This window comes from Bradyrhizobium sp. 132 (genome assembly GCF_023074185.1).
In the GTDB taxonomy this organism is placed as follows: domain Bacteria; phylum Pseudomonadota; class Alphaproteobacteria; order Rhizobiales; family Xanthobacteraceae; genus Bradyrhizobium.
In genome coordinates this window covers 176,182-192,075 of the sequence record NZ_JADPKY010000126.1, presented here as the reverse complement: position 1 = coordinate 192,075, position 15,894 = coordinate 176,182, and the positions used below count along the sequence as shown (strand labels likewise).

The window sequence follows — 15,894 nt, the reverse complement described above, 5'->3', positions numbered from 1 at the left end:
TCGCCATGAGCTTTGAGACTGCAGGTTATCAACTGGCGCCGGTGCTGCCCGAGCTCGTGCTCGCAATCGGCGCCATGGCGCTGCTGATGCTCGGTGCCTATCGCGGGCAGGAGACCACCAAGACGGTCACGACGCTTGCGGTGCTGCTCCTGATCGTGGTCGGCGTGCTCGAATACATGCTGCCCGCGGGCAAGCAGGTGACCTTCGGCGGCAGCTTCATCGTCGATGATTTTGCCCGCTTCATGAAGATACTGGCCCTGATCGGCTCGGCGGTGACGCTGGTGCTGTCGACTGAGTTCCTGTCCGACCCGTCGCGCCGCATCTTCGAATACGCGATCCTGGTGCTGCTCTCGACTCTCGGCATGATGGTGCTGATCTCGGCCGGCGATCTGATATCGCTCTATCTCGGCCTCGAATTGATGTCGCTCGCGCTCTACGTCGTGGCGACCTCGAACCGCGACAACGCCAAGTCGACTGAAGCCGGTCTGAAGTATTTCGTGCTCGGCGCGCTATCCTCGGGTATGCTGCTGTACGGTTCCTCTCTGATCTATGGCTTCACCGGTACTGTGACCTTCACCGGCATCGCGGCGGCCGCGACTGTCTCGAATGTCGGCCTGGTGTTCGGTCTGGTGTTCCTGCTCGCCGGCCTCTGCTTCAAGGTCTCGGCGGTCCCGTTCCACATGTGGACGCCGGACGTCTACGAGGGCGCGCCGACCCCGGTCACCGCCTTCTTCGCCTCGGCGCCGAAGGTTGCCGCGCTCGCCGTCTTCACCCGCGTCACGCTCACCGCATTCCCGGGCATCGTCTCGCAGTGGCAGCAGATCCTGGTGTTCGTGGCAATCGCCTCGATGGCGCTGGGCTCGTTCGCCGCGATCGGCCAGAGCAACATCAAGCGCCTGATGGCCTATTCCTCGATCGGCCACATGGGCTTTGCCCTGGTCGGTCTTGCCGCAGGCACGGTCGAGGGCGCGCAGGGCGTCTTGATGTACATCGTGATCTATGTCGCGATGACGCTCGGTTCGTTCTCGGTCATCCTCGCCATGAAGCGCAACGGCCAGCCCGTCGAGCAAATCAGCGATTTCGCCGGTTTGTCGCGGACCAATCCGCTGCTCGCCTTCATGTTCGCGATGCTGCTGTTCTCGCTCGCCGGCATCCCGCCGCTCGCCGGCTTCTTTGCCAAATGGTACGTCTTCGTCGCCGCCATCAAGGCGAATTTGTTCACGCTCGCTGTCGTCGGCGTGCTGACCAGCGTGGTAGGCGCCTACTATTATCTCAGCATCGTCAAAACGATGTATTTCGACGAGCCGGCCGGGCAGGTCGATCCTGTCAGGGTCGAGGTGCGGACGGTGCTGGCGGTCGCGGGCCTGTTCAATATCCTGTTCGCCCTGTTCGCGGGTCCGGTGGTGAGCGTCGCCTCCGCCGCGGCAAAGTCGCTGTTCTAGGATGGCATTCGCGCTCGGTCCCAGCGCTCTGTCGGCGGGCTACAAGCTCGCGGCTTTCGAACGGACCGGCTCGACCAATACCGAGGCGATCGAGCACGCCAGGGGCGGCGAACGCGGCCCGATGTGGTTCGTCACGTCGGAGCAGACCGCCGGCCGTGGCCGCCGCCAGCGCGCCTGGATCGCACCAAAGGGCAACCTCGCCGCCAGCGTCCTCGAAGTCCTGGACGTTGCCCCGTCTGTCGCCGCGACGATCGGCTTTGCGGCCGGGCTGGCCGAGGAGGCCGCGCTGGAGAAGGTGAGCCTGGAGGCTGCACTGCGCCTCGGCGAGGGTCGTCCCCGCTACACCCTGAAATGGCCTAACGACGTGCTTGCCGGCGGCAAGAAGCTGGTCGGTATCGGCCTTGAGGCCGAAGCCATCGGCGAGCGCCTTGCCATCGTCGTCGGCATCGGCACCAACGTCGTCGCCGCGCCCGAGGGCACGCCGACGCCGGCGGTGTCGCTCGCCGCGCTCGGCGTCCAGATCAGCGCGGAGGAGCTGTTCTCGGCACTCTCTGACGCCTGGGTGGAGTTCCGCAGCATCTGGGACAATGGTCGCGGCTTTGCCGAGATCCGCAAACTATGGTTGGAGCGCGCCGCCGGCCTCGGCGAGCGGGTTGCGATCCACACGGGAGTGATGACGCTGGAAGGCATTTTTGACACGATCGACGACGCCGGCTGCCTGATCGTCCGCACCGCGGAGGGCCGGCGCGTGCCGGTGGCCGCGGGCGAGGTGTTCTTTGGCTCGGCCGCCTCCGTGGGAGCTGCGTGATGGCGAAGCCTGAAGAACTGGTATTTGCACCGCTCGGCGGTGTCGGCGAGATCGGCATGAATTTGTCGATCTACGGCCTCGGCAACCGCCAGCAGCGCGCCTGGCTGGCGATCGATCTCGGCGTCTCCTTCGGCGACGAGGAGCATCTGCCGGGCATCGACCTGATCATGCCCGACATCAGCTTTCTGGAGAAGGAGCGCAAGAACCTGATGGGCCTGGTGCTGACCCACGCCCATGAGGACCATTTCGGCGCCATCATCGACCTGTGGCCGAGGCTGAAATGCCCGATCTATGCGACGCAGTTCAGCGCCGCGCTGTTCGAAGCCAAATGCGCCGCCGAGCGCAATGCGCCGAAGATCCCGGTGACGGTGGTGCCGTCCGGCGGGCGCGTCGATATCGGTCCGTTCAACGTCGAGTTCATCCCCGTCGCGCACTCGATTCCGGAGTCGCATGCGCTGGCGATTCACACCGAAGTCGGCACGGTGCTGCACACCGGCGACTGGAAGATCGATCCGACCCCGATCATCGGCCGCCCGACCGACGAAAAGCGGCTGCGCGAGCTCGGCGATCAGGGCCTGCTCGCCTTGATCGGCGATTCCACCAACGCCGTGCGCGACGGCCGCTCACCCTCGGAAGCCGAGGTTGCGAGATCCATCACCGAGCTCGTCAAGGCCGCCAAGGGCCGCGTCGCAGTCACGACCTTTGCTTCCAATGTCGCGCGCCTCAAGGCGGTCGCCATCGCTGCGAAGGCCGCCGACCGTGAGGTCGTCGTGGTCGGCCGCGCCATGGAGCGCGTGGTGCAGGTCGCGCGCGAGACCGGCTATCTCGACGGCGTGCAGAGTTTCCGCTCCCCCGAGGTCTACGGTCATCTGCCGCAAGACAAGGTGCTGGCGCTCTGCACCGGCAGCCAGGGCGAGCCCCGTGCCGCGCTGGCGCGCATCGCCAATGACGACCATCCCGAGATCACGCTCAACCGCGGCGATAGCGTGATCTTCTCCTCGCGCACCATTCCCGGCAACGAGAAGGCGGTCGGCGCCATCATCAATGGCCTGGTTTTACAGGGCGTGGAGGTCATCACCGACCGCGACCAGCTGGTCCATGTCTCCGGTCATCCACGTCGCGACGAATTGCGCGACATGATCGCCTGGACCCGGCCGCAGCTCCTGATCCCCGTCCATGGCGAGGCCCTGCACCTGAACGAGCACGCCAAGCTCGCGCGTGCCGCCGGCGTGCCGCGCGTCCTGGTCTGCCGCAACGGCGACCTGGTCAAGCTCGGCCCCGGCGATCCCGGCATCATCGGGCAAGTGCCCGCGGGCCGTCTCTACAAGGACGGCACGATTCTGGAGGACTCCAAGTCCCGCGCGGTGATCGAGCGGCGCCGCTTGGCCTTCTCCGGCTGCGCCTTCGTGGCTATCGCCATGACGCAGCAAGGCGAGCTCGTCGACGATCCCGAGGTCGATCTGATCGGCATCCCCGACAAGAACAAAGCGGGCGAGCCCTTCGACGACATCGTCTTCGACGCCGTGGTCTCCACCATCGAAGGCCTGCCGAAGGCGCGCCGTCGCGACGCGGATGCGCTGGCGGAGTCGGTGCGACGCGCTGTCCGCTCCGTGATCAACGAACATTGGGGTAAAAAGCCCCCCTGTCTGGTACATGTGCTGACAGTATAAAGTTTGAGCATGATCTCATCGGAAAACCGCTTCACACTTTTCCGGATCATGCTCTGAGGGAGAAGAAACATGCTGGGCCGGCTCAACCATGTCGCGATCGCGACCAAGGACGCCGTCAAGGCCGCCAAAATCTATGGCGCCGCATTCGGGGCCCAGATCTCGGAGGCCGTCGCGCTGCCCGAGCATGGCGTCACCACCGTGTTCGCGACCCTGCCCAACACCAAGATCGAGTTCATCGAGCCGCTCGGCGAGGCCTCGCCGATCGCAAAATTCCTGGACCGCAACGCCGACGGCGGCATCCATCATGTCTGCTACGAGGTGGTGGACATCATCGCCTCGCGCGACACGCTGGTGAAAGAGGGCGCACGCGTGCTTGGCGACGGCGTGCCGAAGATCGGCGCCCACGGCAAGCCGGTGCTGTTCCTGCATCCGAAGGATTTTTCCGGCGCGCTGGTCGAAATCGAGCAGGCGTAAGGCCGAAGCCATGGCGATCCAGCTCTCAACCGCGCTCGCGATCTACTTCGTCATCTGGTGGATTGCACTGTTTCTGACGCTGCCGTTCGGCGTACGCAGCCAGCACGAGGACGGCGTGGGCACGCCAGGCACCGATCCCGGCGCACCGATCCTGACCGGCATGCGGCGCAAGCTGATCTGGACCACGATCATCTCGGCCATCATCTACGGGATCGGCATAGCGGCCTATCACGCCGGGTATCTCTCGATCGAACGTCTGTCGAAATTGATGGGAATGCCGTTTTAGAATTTTCCGGTTGCGTGGGTTTGGGGGGACGAATGATTTTTCAGAGAATCGTCATCGCGCTGTTGGTGCTGATCGTCGCCGGTCTCGGTGCGATCGGCTATTTCGAGTGGAAGATGGCCGCGCAGGTGCGCACCCTGAAGGCGTTTGTCGAGGGCTACGTCTTCAACGACGCGGTGATGGCCTGCGAGCAGGCCAAGAGCTCGACGCCGTTCAAATGGAACGGGGGCAAGAGCACCTCGGTCATCGGCCTGAACTCGGTCAAGCTCGACAAATACAATGTCAGCGCCAGCTACACGCTGGTGGCGGACAACGTCTATTGCGATTACGATCCGGTCAAAAGAAAGGCCGAGATCGGCTCAAGCTTCCTGGAGCGGGAGTAGCGATCCGGCCATAACAAGCATGGGATGGGATCGTCATGGCGCAGGCGGAGGGGTACCGGATTCTGCATGAGGCTGACTTGCGGGACTATCTCGCAGGCGTTCCGGACCTCAAGGCGCTTCTCGGCGGCGAGGCTGCCTCCTGGTCGATCACCGAAGTCGGCGACGGCAACCTCAATCTCGTCTTTATCGTGAAGGGCGGCCGCAGCGGTGTCGCCGTGAAGCAGGCGCTGCCCTATGTCCGCCTCGTCGGCGAGAGCTGGCCGCTGCCGCTGTCCCGGGCCCATTACGAATATCTCGCTCTGTCCCGGCAGGCCCAGCTCGCGCCCTGCCTCGTGCCGGCATTGCTGCATCACGACGAGGCGCTGGCGCTGACGGTGATGGAGCTGCTCGAGCCGCACATCATCATGCGCAAGGGGATGGTCGCGGGAACGCAATATCCGGGCTTCGCCAATGACATCACCACCTTCATGGCCCGGACCTTGTTCTTCACCTCCGACCTCGCGCTGTCGGCGGCCGACAAAAAGGAGGCCATCGCGGACTTCGCCGGCAACCATGCGCTGTGCAAGATCACCGAGGATTTGATCTTCACCGATCCGTACCGCGTGGCCGTACAGAACCACTGGACCGTGCCCTACCTCAACACACTAGCCGCGAGCCTGCGTGCTGATTTGGAATTGCATATCGCGATCTCCCGGCTGAAGCTGAAATTCATGGCGAGCCCCGAGGCGCTGATCCACGGGGACCTTCACACCGGCTCGGTCATGGTGACGGAGGGCCAAACGCGGGTGATCGATCCCGAGTTCGCGTTCTATGGTCCGATGGGGTTTGATGTCGGCGCTGTGCTGGCAAACCTGCTGATGGCCTATTTCGCGTCATCAGGCCACGAGCGCTCGCCGGGGGACCGCCGCGCCTTTGAAGGCTGGGTGCTCGAGACCGTCGAGCAGGTCTGGAACGAGTTCGCCCGCAAATTCCTCGACCTCTGGCGCGCTGGCGCGGCAGGAGATGCCTACCCGGCCTCGCTTTTCGCAGGAGAGAAGGGCGCCGCGCGGCTTGAGGCCGAGCGGCAGGTCTACATGCAGCGCTTGTTCGCCGACACGGTCGGCTTCGCTGCGGCAAAAACCATCCGCCGCATCTTCGGTCTCGCCCACAATATCGATTTCGAGCTGATCGAGGATCCGCGCAGGCGCGCGATCAGCGAAGCACGCGCCGTGAGGCTGGCAAGGACGATGATGCTGGAGGCGGGGGCATTTCCGACCATTGCGGACGTCACTGCTGCAGCGCGAAAATTGCGCGACTGGCAGCCGGAGCTCGCGACTGGCTAGGGCACGTACTCACAAATCGGCGGGGCCCGAGCGCTAGGCTCGCATACGTCAACCCCTTCAAGGCGCTTGCGCTCGACGTGCCGCGGATGGTCAACTCTCGAACCGGAGCACGCCTGCGTTGTTGGGGGACACATGATCTTCAGGATAGTGGCAATCGTCGCTGGTTTTGGACTGGCGCTCGTCGCCTCGGCGGAGGCCCAGACTCCGCGCAAGGGCGGAACCATCCGCATGACCGCGCCTTATGGTTCGAGCTTCACAAGCCTGGACATTCATACGACGCAGCGCGCCCAGGACGAAATCTACGCCAAGGCTCTGCATCGATCGCTCTACATCTGGAATTCCACGGAAGGCAAGCCGGTTCTGGAACTTGCCAAGGAGGACGTCGTCTCGGGCGGAGGTCTCGTTCACACCTTCAAGCTGCGCGATGACGCCTATTTCCACAATGGCCGCAAGATGACGGCCGACGACATCATCTGGACCTACAACCGCATCATGGACGGCACCAAGGCCTATCCCGGCGCGCGCTATGTCCGCGTGATCGAGGGCGCGGCCGCGGTCGAGAAGGGCCAGGCCAAGGAGATCTCCGGCCTGAAGAAAATCGACGACTTCACACTTGAGATGAAGCTGACCGAGAAAGTCGATCCAGGCTTCTACTTCTGGAACGCAATAACTTCGATCTATCCCGCCGACGAAGCCGCCAAGGAGAGCTTTCTCCAGAAGCCGATCGGTCTTGGGCCCTTCAAATTCGTCGAGCACGTGCCGGGATCGCGCATCGTTCTGGAGCGGTGGGACCGCTTCTACAAGCCCGGCAAGCCTTACGCCGACAAGATCATCGTGTCGGTCATGGGCGAGGCCGCGGCACGCGATGTCGCCTTCCGCAACAAGGAGATCGACACCTCGGTGCTGGGACCGGCGCAATATGTCGCCTATCAGAACGACGCCGACCTCAAGGGCACCGTCGTCGAGGTCGCCGAGGTCTTCACCCGCTACATGGGGATGAACCCCGCGTTCAAGCCGTTCGCCGACAAGCGGGTCCGGCAGGCGATCAACTATGCGATCGACACCGACCTGATCATCAACAAGCTGGTCAAGGGCAAGGCCTATCGCGCCACCAGCTGGCTGCCGCTGACCTCGCCCGCCTACGACAAGGCCATGAAGCCCTACGCCTTCGATCCCGCCAAGGCCAAGCAGCTGCTCGCTGACGCCGGCTATCCCTCGGGCTTCGAATTCGAATGGACCACCAGCCAGAATGAAAGCTGGGGTCTGCCGATCGTCTCGGCCGTCATCCCGATGCTGGACAAGGTCGGCATCAAGGTGAAAGTCAAGCAGGTCGAGACCGCGGTACTGGCGGAGGTGGTTCGCAGCGGCGATTACCAGGCCTTCATCTATTCCCAGGCGAGCGGCCCGGATCCGCAGGCCGCCCTCAAATGCTTCCACTCGGCGACGCCGCAACCAGCCTGCAACTACATGAACTTCAAAAATGCCGACTTCGACAAGATGGTCGATGAGGCCGGACAGGCCGACGATCCCGCCAAGCGCGCCCAGCTGCTGCAAAAGGCCAACGCGCTGCTCTACGAAGAGGCGCCGGTCTGGTTCTTCAACTACAACAAGGCGGTCATGGCGGTGCAGCCGTGGCTCAAGGGGATTCAGCTGAACGCGACGGAGCTGACCCATCAGAACGTCGAAGACCTCTGGGTCGATGAGACCTCGCCCGCGAAGTGATACGCGCTCTCGGGCTCCCTCCATCGCAACGAACGATGGAGGGAGAGAGGAAAAGTGCCGATGCTCCCCTTCCTGTTCCGTCGTCTCCTGCAAACCATTCCGACAGTGCTCGCCGTCGTGCTGCTGGTCTTCGTGCTGTTCAGCGTCGTTCCCGGCAGCATCGTCTCGTCCATGAGCGACGACAGCGATCCACAGGTCGAGCTGCGCATGAAGAAGCAGCTCGGCCTCGACGATCCCGTCTATGTGCGGTTCGGCGCCTACATCGCCAAGCTCGTGACAGGTGATTTCGGAACATCGTTCCGGACCCGCGAACCTGTCGCGACCATGATCGCCAAACGGATGTGGCCGACGCTGCAACTCATCTTCGCCGCCATGGCACTTGCCGTCGTGATCGGCGTGCCGCTGGGCTTCATCGCAGCGCTGAAGCCTGGCGGCATCGTCGACACGCTCGCGATGGTCGTGGCGGTATCGGGCCTTTCGATCGCCAAATTCTGGCTCGGACTGGTGCTGATGTACTTCTTTGCGTTGAAGCTCGGCTGGCTGCCGAGTTTCGGCTATGGTGATGGCGGACTGAAATATCTGATCCTGCCGGCCGTGACGCTCGGCGTCTCGCCGATGGCGCTGTTCGCCCGGACGACACGCGCTGCGGTCCTCGAGATCATGACCGCAGATTTCGTCCGCACAGCGCGCTCCAAGGGCATGAGCGAGACAAGGGTCGTGAAGTGGCACGTGATGCGCAACGCGCTTGTCATCATTCTCACCACTGTCGGCCTGCAGTTCGGCGCGTTGATGGGGCAGGCGGTTGTCGTCGAGAAATTGTACTCTTGGCCGGGCATCGGCTCACTGCTGGTTGACAGTGTCCTGCAGCGCGACATTCCGGCCGTCCAAGGATCCATTCTCGTGGTGGTGCTAGCCTTTCTCGCGATCAATCTGCTGATCGACCTGCTCTACGGCGTGATCGATCCCAGGATCAGATACGCATGAAGCTTCGCGCCAATCTCATCATCGGCGGCGCGCTGTTCGCGCTCGCCATCCTGGTCGGCCTGCTCGCGCCCTGGCTGGCCCATACCGATCCCGTCATGGACGCCAATTTGTTGAATGCGGAAGAGCCCCCGAGCTGGACCTGGTGGTTCGGGACCGACGACCAGGGCCGCGACATCTATTCCCGCGTCGTCTACGGCGCGCGCGTCTCGCTGACGGTCGGCATCGTCTCGCAGCTCATCAACAGCGTCATCGGCGTCGCCCTGGGCCTGAGCGCCGGCTATTGGGGCGGCTGGTGGGACGATGTCGTCAACGGCCTGACCAACGTCATGCTCGCGATCCCATCGCTGATCTTCGCGCTGGCCATCATGGCGGTGCTTGGTCCCGGCCTGACCAGCCTGCTGATCGCACTCGGCTTGACCAACTGGTCTTTCACGTGCCGGATCGCACGGGCCTCGGCGCTGTCGCTCAGGAGCCAGGGCTATGTGCAGGCCGCGACCGTGCTCGGCTACGGTGATTTGCGCATCATGACCACGCAGCTGCTGCCGAACATGTTAGGGCCGATCGTCGTCATCGGCACACTCGGCATGGGCAGCGCGGTCCTGTCCGAAGCCGCATTGTCGTTCCTCGGCCTCGGCGTGCGCCCGCCGTTTCCGAGCTGGGGCAGCATGTTGTCGGATGCCCGCGACCAGATCACGACGGCGCCGTGGCTTTCGGTCTTTCCGGGCCTCGCCATCTTCCTGACGGTGCTCGGGCTCAACCTGCTCGGCGACGGCCTGCGCGACATTCTCGATCCACAATCGCGGAGCCGGCGGACATGACGGGCGCGCCGCTGATCGAGGTCGAGGATCTGCGTATCGATCTCGACGATGGATCGAGGCGCGTTGCGGCGGTCGAGGGCATTTCATTCCGCATCGATCGCGGCGAGACATTCGGCCTTGTCGGCGAATCCGGCTGCGGCAAGAGCATCACGGCGCTCGCCTTGATAGGCCTGTTGCGGCAGCCGTTGTCGATCGGCGGCGGCGCCATCCGGTTCGAGGGCAGGGAGATCCAGCAACTTTCAGCCGGCAGGCAACGGGAGCTGCGCGGCAATCGCATCGCCATGATCTTCCAGGAGCCGATGACGGCGTTGAACCCGGTGTCGCCCGTGGGCCGGCAGATCGCCGAGATGTTCGTGCTGCACAAGGGCAAGAGCTGGCGGGAAGCCAACCAGCTGGCAGTCGAGGCGCTGGCGAGCGTCCGCGTCCCCGCGCCGGAGCGACGCGTGAAGGATTACCCGCACCAGCTGTCGGGCGGCATGCGCCAGCGCGTCATGATCGCCATCGCGCTCGCCTGCGGTCCGGATCTGCTGATCGCCGACGAGCCGACAACGGCACTCGACGTGACCGTGCAAGCCGAGATCATCGAGCTGATGCGGAATTTATGCGCCGAGCGGGGAACCGCCATCCTGATGATCAGCCACGATCTCGGCCTGGTCGCGAATGTCTGTCGCCGCGTGGCCGTGATGTATGCCGGCCGCATCGTCGAGGAGCGCGGCTCGGCCGATATCTTCCGGGCGCCCTCGCACCCCTATACGCAAGGCCTGGTGGCCTCGCTGCCGCGGCTCGGCAGCCGCGCCGCGCTTGGCCGCACCAGGCTGAAGGAGATCGCGGGCGTCGTGCCGGCCATCACGAATTTCCCGCATGGCTGCCGGTTCAATCCGCGCTGCGCGCATGCGACCGATATTTGCCGGACCACCGTGCCGGGAACGGATGTGCTGGAGGCCGGCGGTCTGGTCAGGTGTCATCACCATGCATGAGCCGCAGGGAAGGCCAGGTGAGGGGAGGCCGAACGACGATGTCATTCTCAGCGTCGAGGATCTTGCGGTTCATTTTCCGCTCGGAGGCGGCCTGCTGGGGCGCGGCCGTCGGCTGCTCCGTGCCGTCGACGGTGTCGATCTCAGGTTGAAGCGGGGCGAATGCCTCGGCCTCGTCGGCGAGTCCGGCTCCGGCAAGTCGACGGTCGCATTGTCGATCCTTGGTCTCCAAACCCCGACGCGCGGCCGCATCGTGGTGGACGGGCAGGTCGTGACGGGCCGGCCATCCGGCGATCGAAAGGCGCTGGCCCGCATCGTGCAAATGGTGTTTCAGGACCCCTACGCCTCGCTCAATCCACGCCAGACCGTTCGTCGCACGCTGGAAGATCCCCTGCGCGTGCATGGCGTGACCGCCGCAAGCGAGATCGGGGACCGCGTTGCGATCATGCTGCGGCATGTGGGCCTGCGGCCCGAACAGGCCGACCGCTACCCGCATGAATTCTCCGGCGGCCAGCGCCAGCGCATCGGCATTGCGCGCGCCCTGATCCTCAATCCCAAAATCGTCATCTGCGACGAGCCCGTGTCGGCGCTGGATGTCTCGATCCGTGCGCAGATCATCAATCTGCTGCTGGAACTGAAGGAAACGCTCGGCTTGTCGTTCATCATGATCAGCCACGACCTCGGCGTGGTCGAACACATGAGCGACCGGGTCGCCGTGATGTATCTCGGCCGCATCGTCGAGAACGGCGACTGGCGCGAAATCTTCGAACGGCCCGCGCACCCCTATACGCAAGCCCTGATCGCCGCCATCCCCGATCCCCTGCACCATGCACCGCTCGCGACGACAGGCGGCGACCTTCCCAATCCCCTCAATCCGCCGAACGGATGCGCGTTTAGTCCGCGTTGTCGCTACGCCGAGGACGTATGTCGGAGCGAGCCCGGTCCGGTGCTGGAAACGCGAGCCGACGGGCATGAGGTCCGGTGCTGGCGTGCTGACGAGATTGTTGGTCAGACGCAATTGGCTTCGACCGAGGGCGGGCATCCCTAAGGATGAAAGGCGCGTCCGTCGTGCTCAAAAGGGTCGCTCTAGTGGCCCGCTGGTTACTTCCGGTCTGTCCTGACAGCCTGACGCTTTGTGGCCCGCCCATGGGCAATCGCGTGGGGTTGATTCTTGGGGGCGGTCCAATCGCATATCGCCCTATTTTCATGTGTGCTACCAGATTGGATAGCAAAATGTAGCAGGAAAGGCAGATCATGACTGATGATCAGGTCAATCTCGTCGTTCAGCACCTTTGCGAGCAATTGCACTTGGCGTTCCGATTGAAGGGCAGCGAAGCACATCCACCAAACGCCAAGGATATTGGATTCGATCCGGCCTCTGTGAGAACCGTATTGCTGACCGGCTTGCGCTCGGCGGGTGTCACGACCCACCACGAGGCGGTCGGGAAGAGCGAAGAGCCGCCATGGTCCTAAACACAAAACGCGGGACAGAAGCCTCGCGCCAATGTCTCAGTTGGGTCAGGAGCGGACCTCGGGGATTTGAGGGATAACAATGGAAAAGCTAAGCCGTTCCGGCCTTCTAATTTATGAAGACGGAGTTCGTGCCAAGTGCAACGCGGCCTCAACGCCGCCTTCCAGGATCTGCTCCGCCCGGGCACCATCGGGCACGGTCCGAGCGAACTGGAGGGTGCCGACCATGAGGCCGAAGATGGCCGTCGCGCGGCGGCCACTCGCTGCAGAACCGGCGTCAGGAAGCAGTGCCGCGAGAGTCGAAACGTAGCTTCGCAGTCCTTTCTCGTAGTCTCGCCGCGTGGACAGGGGCTGGCGGGAGATTTCGGGGAGCAACGCCGCTGAGGGGCACCCACCCGCCGGGTCATCGAGGTGAGCGCGGTTCAGGTACCTCCGGATCGCGCCCTCAAGGTCCAGGCCATTCCGCTGATCCTCATCGAGGCGATGTTGCTGGTCGGCGAGCGCGCTCCCCAGCGCCTCGCGAACGAGCGCGTCTTTGGATTCGAAGTGAGGAGAGAATGCCCCTTTGGTCAGGGCGGCTTCGCCCATGATCCCGGCGATCCCGGCGGCGGAGATGCCGTCTCGGCGCACACACTTCGACGCCACATCGACGATGTGCCGTCGCGTCGCTGCCTTATGACCTTTCTCGAAACGCATCTTCTCTCCACTCCACTATATCCCGCAACCGTTAGGCAGCAGCTTCGCCAAGCGAGGGGGCCACGGCCACGGCGTCAGATCGCAGTCGACTTGGCGCCCAAGACGCCTTCGATGCCGCGGGCAAGGTTCAGAAGCGCCCGGTCGCTCCCCAAGGGAGCGTCCAGTTCAAGACCAATCGGTAGCCCAGCGCGAGACAAGCCGACGGGAAGGCTGATACCCGGTAGCCCCACGCTGCTCGCCGACACGGTGTGGTTCGCCAAAGCGAGGTAGCTGACTTCCTGCCCCGCGATATGGACGGTCGACTGCTCCTCGATCAAAGGCGCCGTGCAGGGCGTGGTCGGTTGCAAAATGACCAGCGCCCCATGAGAGACGAACGCCGTGTTGAGGCGGCGCTGGATTTCCGGCCGGCTCACGTCGAGCGCCGTCAGATAGGCCTCTGCCGATGTAGAACCTGCACCACCCGGCAGTACGATGTGCCCCCACGCCTGCCGAAGTTGGGGCTTAAGGCCGTCGTAAATGGCCTCGAACGTGGTCGGAATGTCATGGCGGCGAAGAAACTCCGAAATTGCGCCCATCGTCTCATGAGCGAAGATGCCCCATGTCGCGATTTGGACGAGGGAGTTGAAATCGTCGCCAAGGTCTACTTCAATGACCTCGGCGCCGGCGTCCTGCAGTTGCCGAACCACCTCGCGGAAGCGGGTCTCGACTTCCGAATCCACCAGATCCAGGAACTGTCGCGGCGCGAAGGCCAGCCGGACTCCCTTCAGGCCATAGCCGCCGTCGGAGGACTCGTCACCAGTCACGACCTGATCCACCAGAATGCAGTCCTCAACGCTTCGGGTGAATACCCCCGTCGTGTCGAGCGTATGGGAGATCGGCGCAACGCCGTAGCGCGGCCAACGCCCGGTGGTTGGCTTGAATCCCACGACGCCACAGAACGATGCGGGCACCCGAATTGACCCAACGGTGTCACCGCCCAAGGACGCGGGAACGAGGCCGGCGGCCACCGATGCGGCAGAGCCGCTCGAGGAGCCGCCGGACACGCGATCTCGTGCGTGCGGATTATTCACCTGGCCGTAACGTGCGTTGTGACCGGTCAAACCGTAAGACATTTCGACGAGGTTATTCTTGCCGAAGATCAAGGCGCCCGCACCCTTAATGGCTCGTACAGCGTCCGCATCTTCGCGCGGTACGAAGTGAGCGAGGCTATCGAGACCTAGGCTAGTAGGCAGCCCTTTCGTCAAATAGCTATCCTTCACCCCGAGCGGCACGCCAAGCAGCGAGGCCGCCGATCCGGCCGCACGCGCTTTGTCCGCATCCCTCGCGGCCGCCAGCACGGCGGCTTGGTCGATGGTGATGAAGGCGTTGAGATCGGCAAGCAACTGGGCGCGCTGCAGAAGCGCCGCGGTATAGGCCTCTGACGTGATCTCGCCGTTACGAACCGCTGCTGCGGCGGCTGCGAGCCCAAGAAAGGTGAGATCTGGGGTTGCTTGCGATGCGATGTGGCGTGAAGTGGCAACGGTGTCGTCCATGAAATCCTCGCGAGGAGCTGAGAAGCAGCATCTCACTCCCGCCGAGGGAGGCGCAGATGGATGCCATTACGATCGTAATATAACATTACGATCGTACTTCAATGGCCATTCTCGCGGCAATGCCGCGTCACCGAACACATAAGCGTGAGGCGTTAATGCGCGACCGATGAAGCCTGCAAACACCGTTCCGACGAGGGACCGTTAGCGAGCGCAGGGCTCCGACACGCTATTTCTCGAGTAATCCGGCGCGCGCGACTGCCCGCCTAGTGCCGCCGCAATCGGCGGCGTCTAGTCAAGCACATGACTTCTGCTTTGGGTCATGAACGACAAAGCTCGAACTAAGCACCATAGGTCTGCTTTCGGGCAAATTGCCACCAATCCCCTCGGTAGCAGGCTGGCTTGATCCTGACCGCCGAGCGGTCATTCAAGCTCCCGATGAGGAGGCGAGTGCGGCTCGAACGACCGAGCTGGGCTTGAGCTTAGCGCTCGCCAGACATGCGATCGCCGCGTGATGATGTTCTGATCCTGTTTTGCCCGACCTGTCCAACATCGTCGCGGCGAGACTATGGATTGCCAGTCGAGCCTATCGTCTGATGCCGACCAGACGAGGGCGGCGGTTTGCGAGCGGATTCTCGGCCGGCAGGGCGCGCAGCCACGCGCGAAAACTGACGATCTCGGGGCAATCCGCGGTGCCTTCAGGCGCAATCAGCCAATCACCGGGGCCCGATCCCTCGTTGACCCGGTCGCAGCGATAGCCCGGGTGGTGGCCGAGACTCCGGGCGATCAGCAGGTCGACCTTGCCCTCGACCAATTCGTGTAGGCCGGCGGGCTGGAGCACCCGCAAACCGATCTCCGCATGCGCGCCGCGAAACTCCGCCAATTCGAGGCGGCGCAGGTCGAAGCTGCCATGAACGCCCAACTGCAGCAGTACCGCACCCGCCGGTTTCAATTGCGAGGTCGCCTCCGCGATGTGGCGAAAGCCTTCGGAGACCCCGGGCAGATAGGCCTGACCGGCCGCGGTGAGGATGAGCTGCTTATGCAGCCGCTCGAACAGCTGCACGCCGAGGCGCGCCTCCAGCGCTTTCACCTGCTGCCCCACGGCGGCAGGCGTCACGTGCAGCTCGTGCGCGGCCAGCTTGAAGCTGAGATGGCGGGCAGCGGCTTCGAAGGCGCGGAGCGCGTTGAGGGGTGGAAGGGTGTAGGTCATCGTGCTCCACTTTGACACTGATGGGCCGCGGCCTTGCAATAGATTTTCTTGCGTTGAACCGCAGCAACAATGCTTTGCACGGCGGCGATGTCGCCGCATAGGGTCGGCC

16 protein-coding genes are annotated in these 15,894 nt (G+C 63.7%); 13 read left to right on the top strand and 3 right to left on the bottom strand.

Going from position 1 to position 15,894, the window contains the following annotated elements:
• Nucleotides 1-5 precede the first annotated feature (5 nt).
• The 13 genes from nuoN to IVA74_RS26475 all read left to right on the top strand — a co-directional run bounded on the left by nuoN (nucleotide 6) and on the right by IVA74_RS26475 (nucleotide 12,353).
• Nucleotides 6-1,442: an NADH-quinone oxidoreductase subunit NuoN gene (nuoN, locus tag IVA74_RS26535; protein WP_247349307.1), complete on the top strand. Its 1,437-nt coding sequence runs from the start codon at nucleotides 6-8 to the stop codon at nucleotides 1,440-1,442.
• A 1-nt stretch (nucleotide 1,443) separates the two neighbouring features.
• On the top strand, nucleotides 1,444-2,250 hold the full coding sequence (locus tag IVA74_RS26530; RefSeq protein ID WP_247349306.1) for a biotin--[acetyl-CoA-carboxylase] ligase: 807 nt from the start codon (nucleotides 1,444-1,446) through the stop codon (nucleotides 2,248-2,250).
• A complete protein-coding gene (locus IVA74_RS26525) occupies nucleotides 2,250-3,920 on the top strand; it encodes a ribonuclease J (protein ID WP_247349304.1) in 1,671 nt (556 codons plus the stop codon). The genes IVA74_RS26530 and IVA74_RS26525 overlap by 1 nt, the downstream gene beginning before the upstream one ends.
• 69 nt (nucleotides 3,921-3,989) lie before the next feature.
• Nucleotides 3,990-4,394, top strand: a complete 405-nt coding sequence (mce, locus tag IVA74_RS26520) for a methylmalonyl-CoA epimerase (protein ID WP_007603572.1) — start codon at nucleotides 3,990-3,992, stop codon at nucleotides 4,392-4,394.
• A gap of 10 nt (nucleotides 4,395-4,404) precedes the next feature.
• Nucleotides 4,405-4,680, top strand: a complete 276-nt coding sequence (locus IVA74_RS26515; protein WP_247349302.1) for a DUF1467 family protein — start codon at nucleotides 4,405-4,407, stop codon at nucleotides 4,678-4,680.
• A gap of 32 nt (nucleotides 4,681-4,712) precedes the next feature.
• Entirely contained in the window at nucleotides 4,713-5,060 is a 348-nt protein-coding gene (locus IVA74_RS26510) for a hypothetical protein (protein WP_247349301.1), read from the top strand.
• A gap of 35 nt (nucleotides 5,061-5,095) precedes the next feature.
• Entirely contained in the window at nucleotides 5,096-6,382 is a 1,287-nt protein-coding gene (mtnK, locus tag IVA74_RS26505) for an S-methyl-5-thioribose kinase (protein ID WP_247349300.1), read from the top strand.
• Nucleotides 6,383-6,514: 132 nt separating this feature from the next.
• Nucleotides 6,515-8,104, top strand: coding sequence for an ABC transporter substrate-binding protein (locus IVA74_RS26500; RefSeq protein ID WP_247349297.1), 1,590 nt, complete (start codon nucleotides 6,515-6,517; stop codon nucleotides 8,102-8,104).
• 60 nt (nucleotides 8,105-8,164) lie between these two features.
• On the top strand, nucleotides 8,165-9,088 hold the full coding sequence (locus tag IVA74_RS26495; RefSeq protein ID WP_247349478.1) for an ABC transporter permease: 924 nt from the start codon (nucleotides 8,165-8,167) through the stop codon (nucleotides 9,086-9,088).
• Complete coding sequence (locus IVA74_RS26490; RefSeq protein WP_247349296.1) at nucleotides 9,085-9,906, top strand: ABC transporter permease; 822 nt, start codon at nucleotides 9,085-9,087, stop codon at nucleotides 9,904-9,906. Before IVA74_RS26495 ends, IVA74_RS26490 begins: the two co-directional genes overlap by 4 nt.
• A complete protein-coding gene (locus IVA74_RS26485) occupies nucleotides 9,903-10,883 on the top strand; it encodes an ABC transporter ATP-binding protein (protein WP_247349295.1) in 981 nt (326 codons plus the stop codon). Before IVA74_RS26490 ends, IVA74_RS26485 begins: the two co-directional genes overlap by 4 nt.
• Entirely contained in the window at nucleotides 10,876-11,928 is a 1,053-nt protein-coding gene (locus IVA74_RS26480; protein ID WP_247349294.1) for an oligopeptide/dipeptide ABC transporter ATP-binding protein, read from the top strand. Before IVA74_RS26485 ends, IVA74_RS26480 begins: the two co-directional genes overlap by 8 nt.
• 206 nt (nucleotides 11,929-12,134) lie before the next feature.
• A complete protein-coding gene (locus tag IVA74_RS26475) occupies nucleotides 12,135-12,353 on the top strand; it encodes a hypothetical protein (RefSeq protein ID WP_247349293.1) in 219 nt (72 codons plus the stop codon).
• A gap of 111 nt (nucleotides 12,354-12,464) precedes the next feature.
• On the opposite strand, the gene IVA74_RS26470 is transcribed toward IVA74_RS26475, so the two are convergent.
• From IVA74_RS26470 to IVA74_RS26460, 3 genes are all read right to left on the bottom strand, one after another.
• On the bottom strand, nucleotides 12,465-13,046 hold the full coding sequence (locus IVA74_RS26470; RefSeq protein WP_247349291.1) for a TetR/AcrR family transcriptional regulator: 582 nt from the start codon (nucleotides 13,044-13,046) through the stop codon (nucleotides 12,465-12,467).
• A gap of 74 nt (nucleotides 13,047-13,120) precedes the next feature.
• Nucleotides 13,121-14,578, bottom strand: coding sequence for an amidase family protein (locus IVA74_RS26465; RefSeq protein WP_247349290.1), 1,458 nt, complete (start codon nucleotides 14,576-14,578; stop codon nucleotides 13,121-13,123).
• 583 nt (nucleotides 14,579-15,161) lie between these two features.
• The gene (locus tag IVA74_RS26460; RefSeq protein WP_247349289.1) at nucleotides 15,162-15,785 is read right to left on the bottom strand and encodes a LysR family transcriptional regulator; all 624 of its coding nucleotides are present in this window, start codon (nucleotides 15,783-15,785) and stop codon (nucleotides 15,162-15,164) included.
• Nucleotides 15,786-15,894 lie beyond the last annotated feature (109 nt).